The 3915-nt window shown below is 30.7% G+C and carries 5 protein-coding genes; 2 read left to right on the plus strand and 3 right to left on the minus strand.

Translation table 11 applies throughout. The features are described from left to right. The coding region (locus JMO20_RS01345) for an ATP-binding cassette domain-containing protein (RefSeq protein ID WP_202707438.1) at positions 1-186 on the minus strand (186 nt) is incomplete at its 3' end. 369 nt (positions 187-555) lie between these two features. On the opposite strand from JMO20_RS01345, the gene JMO20_RS20230 reads away from it, so the two are divergent. Both JMO20_RS20230 and JMO20_RS20715 read left to right on the plus strand, forming a co-directional pair. Beyond that, a complete protein-coding gene (locus JMO20_RS20230) occupies positions 556-1296 on the plus strand; it encodes an IS110 family transposase (protein WP_279380030.1) in 741 nt (246 codons plus the stop codon). Between the two features lie 87 nt (positions 1297-1383). After that, the gene (locus JMO20_RS20715; protein WP_424141313.1) at positions 1384-1833 is read left to right on the plus strand and encodes a transposase; all 450 of its coding nucleotides are present in this window, start codon (positions 1384-1386) and stop codon (positions 1831-1833) included. A gap of 374 nt (positions 1834-2207) precedes the next feature. Here JMO20_RS20715 and JMO20_RS01355 read toward each other — a convergent pair whose 3' ends face one another. Together JMO20_RS01355 and JMO20_RS01360 are read right to left on the minus strand one after the other, a co-directional pair. After that, positions 2208-2405: a hypothetical protein gene (locus JMO20_RS01355; protein WP_202707440.1), complete on the minus strand. Its 198-nt coding sequence runs from the start codon at positions 2403-2405 to the stop codon at positions 2208-2210. 148 nt (positions 2406-2553) lie between these two features. Then, positions 2554-3915: ABC transporter permease (locus tag JMO20_RS01360; RefSeq protein WP_202707442.1), on the minus strand; the 1362-nt coding region annotated here is incomplete at its 5' end.

The raw sequence follows: 3915 nt of genomic DNA on the forward strand, positions 1-3915 counted from the left end.
TCCATAACTAGGTGTATCAAGTCCTGCTAATAAATGCAGTAGCGTACTTTTACCAGAACCACTGGGTCCTACTACAGCAACAAACTCACCTTTTTCTATCTTTAGTTCTGCATCCTTTAATGCATGTACTTGAGTTTCACCTTCCCCATATTTTTTGTTTAACTCATATGCTTCTAAAATACTCAATACAATCCCCCCTCGTATAATATGTTTAGAACCATTATTTTAAAGTGTTCTAAGCATATTTTTTATTATATTTCTTATTACACTTTTACAAAGAGATATCCTAAGGCTAAAATATAATTATAGAATAATTGGCGAAGGATGATTCTTTTTCCCCCTTGCAAAGCCTTATGGTTATTGCCAAAATAGCGTGCTTCCTAACTTAGTTGTCAAAATCTGCTTACTACAGGTGCTGCATCCCTTTGACTAGACCAACAGCAAGGTAGTTTTCAAAGGTGAATGCTAATAACGCGAGGTTGCAGTTAGTGACTAAGATTAGGATATCTCTTTTACTAATTGTTCTCCGATTTTCTGACGAAAGGTGGTGATCAAATGAAGAACAATATAATGTCAACTTTATATATTGGTATTGATGTTAGCTCTAAGACTAACGTCTTATGTGCTCTTGATTTTCAAGGTAATCAACTCCTTAGCTTAAATGCTGCAAATAACCAGCCTGGTGCTGAAGCAATACTAGAAAGTATCATAGACTGCTTAAATTCTAATAGCTTAAAAACTGTTGTTATTGCCTTAGAATCTACCTCTGTCTACAGTACACATATTGCAAACTATTTATCCTCTGATGAAGTTCTATTAGCTTACAAACCATTAGTATACTGTTTAAATCCAAAGACTGTGGCTAATTACAGAAAATCTTTTGTAGATATAGATAAAACCGATCCATTAGATGCATATATTATTGCTGACTTTGCTAGATGTGGTAGAATTAAGTCTGCCCCCTGGCGGGGAGCTCAATTTCTTGCTTTACAAAGACTTACTCGTCATAGATTACATTTAATTGAATCAATTACAAGAGAAAAGTCTTATATGGTATCTAATATCTATTTAAAATTTAGTGAATATACTACTTCAGATAAAGAAGAACGTCCATTTACTAACACTTATGGGGCAACTTCTGCTGCCGTTTTAACAGAGTTTCTTTCCTTAGATGATATTACTTATACTTCTATTGAAAATCTAGTAGAATTCGTAAAGGAAAAAGGTAAAAACCGTTTTAGTGACCCTGTAAAAACTGCAAAGTTGCTAAAGAAAGCAGCCCGTGACTCCTATTGATTAGATAAAGTAGTATATGAACCTTTAAATGTTTCAATCGCTTCTTCTTTTAACGTTATTAAGGCACTAGAAAGTGAAATTAAAGCCATTGATAAAGCCATCGAGAAAACTATTAAAGGTCTTAATACTAGTGAATATCAGTCTCTGAAGTCCATTCCAGGGATTGGACCTGTACTTGCTAGTGGTATCCTAGCTGAAATTGGAACCATGAAATCATTTACTTCCCACAATGCCCTCGCTAAATATGCGGGACTCACATGGAGAGTAGACCAGTCTGGTAACTATACTTCAGAAAATACTAGGATGACTAAAACCGGTAACAAATATCTTAGATATTACTTAATTGAAGCAGCAAACTGTGTTAAAAATCATGTTCCAGACTACAAAGAGTATTACTACAAGAAATTTAGTGAAGTTAAGATCCATCAACACAGAAGAGCACTCGCGTTAACATCCCGTAAATTAGTACGCCTGATTTTTAGCTTGCTGACTAAGAATCAAATCTACTCCAATGATAAAGTTGGAGAGATTCAATAAAATATACTCTTAAATTAAACCTGTTTTTTTGTTGAAAAACCTAGGTTCTATTAAAGTTACCCTTTTTAAAACAATTCGTTTATTTTCTTTTAAAAAAACTTCTTGACATATTACCAGGTTGCTATTTTATGTATAATATTTCCATTAGGTTTATTATATCAGAGATTTTTCTGAAAATTCCAAATATTAAATTTACTTAATATTATCTACTCTTATTTTTGAAATAGATAGTTGTTAGAAAATAATAATATTTAAGCATGGCTTTAAAAGCCATGCTTAAATATTTCCAATTTTATAATTATATGCCAGTAAAAATATACTCAAAGTTAATTAAATAAAACTCTTACTCTCTAATCTTTTACTCGATTATCTATCTAGATAATGGCACTAACAATATTTCTACATGTTCCTTCACATGTTCCCGAACAATTACCCATACACTCGGCATCACAAGCACCTCTACATGTACCAGTACAAACTGAAGCGCATCCAGCCATACACATCTCAGGACATGTATAACCTCTTACATCATTTCCTGATTTACTTTCTTTTCTATTAATAAATTGTCTCATTAATAATATCTACTCCTTATTAGTTTTTTATATAATGTCATAATAAAAAATAATTACTGACATATAATATCCACATATATAATGAGGAATTCAAACAGTTTTAATGACAAAATATATACTACAAATAATTTAGTTGTGGCATATATTTTTAATCTATTGCTCTTATTGATTCAACTACATTAAGAGATACTGCCTTCCTTAATGGAATTAAAGTTGATATTACTGTTAATGTGGTAGTTACCACACATGCTAAGAGTATAGATATATAGCTTATTTCCAATTCTAAATCTAAACCTTTCCTAGCAAAATAATATACTAAGCATACTAACATAACACTAATTATTGACCCTATAATTGAGCTCAATAAACCGTAGAACAAGCCTTCCTTAGTAATTACCTTTCTCAATTGATTATTTGTCATTCCAAGGGCCCTTAACATTCCAAATTCTCTACGTCTTAGTATCACATTGATAGTCATAATATTTATAATATTTATTAGTCCCACTAATACTATAACTCCTATTAAAATATAAAGAATCGAAGCAATCTGAATCCTGACTCGTTCAATTTTTTCCAATTCATCTTTAAAGATTGTCAACTCTCCATTCTTCTGATTATTAGCTATCTCGTTTAGTTTACTTTCAATTCTTCCAATATTAGCATCTTTAGTAACATCAATCTCTATCTTCTGATATCCCTCTAATCCAAAATATTTATCCATATCCTTTTCATCCATATAAATTATTGCAGCTCCATCTCTTGTATTAAAAGTTATTGGTGATTCTCTTAATACCTGAGCTACTCTAAATATTCCTCTTTTACGAATCCATTCTGGATAGTCTTTATAGCTAAATTCTATTTTTATCTCATCTTCCTGTTTTATTTTTGTAGTATTTTGATAGTTTAGATTTTGCATAATATATACATTTGATAACTTATCCCCTTTATAGATCTCAGAGTCAAATGTTCCATTTTCCTTTAAAGTTTCTTGAGATAATCCTACAACCATTGTTCGAATTAAATATGGCCAATTTTCATCAAAATTGTTGCCTATTTTATTTTTATCATCTTGATTCTCTTCAAGTCCTTTTTGTGTTAATTGATTTCCCTTTAGTCCTAAAGTTCCGTAGTAAAATTTCATTTTGTCAACAGACTTTACTCCATCAAGATTTTTAATTTCATCGATTACTTTTTTTGAATATCCTATTGGTTCTCGACTATTATTTAGAGATAGGACATAATCTGAAGTCATAGTTTGACTGGCTTGATAATAAGGATTTAGATTCTTAACAAAGTAATTTGCTGTTATAAAAAGAGCTATACTAATACTAATGGATATAACAGTAGCATAAAATCTCTTCTTATTTCTAACTAAATTAGTAAAGGCAATTTTACCAGTATATCCAAATAACCTATGAATAATTTCATTCTTACTTGTCCTCTTATCTCCTTTTCTATTATCTTCTAAAATATTTCCTTCAATATTTAGTGACTCAATTGGAGAAATCTT

The sequence above is a fragment of the Sporosalibacterium faouarense genome (genome assembly GCF_016765695.1).
Lineage (GTDB): Bacteria > Bacillota > Clostridia > Tissierellales > VENL01 > Sporosalibacterium > Sporosalibacterium faouarense.

Bases quoted from the DNA above. Each gene is read 5' to 3' on its own strand.
- JMO20_RS20230 (WP_279380030.1), top strand. From the start codon at position 556: ATGAAGAACAATATAATGTCAACTTTATATATTGGTATTGATGTTAGC.
- JMO20_RS01355 (WP_202707440.1), bottom strand. From the start codon at position 2,405: ATGAGACAATTTATTAATAGAAAAGAAAGTAAATCAGGAAATGATGTA.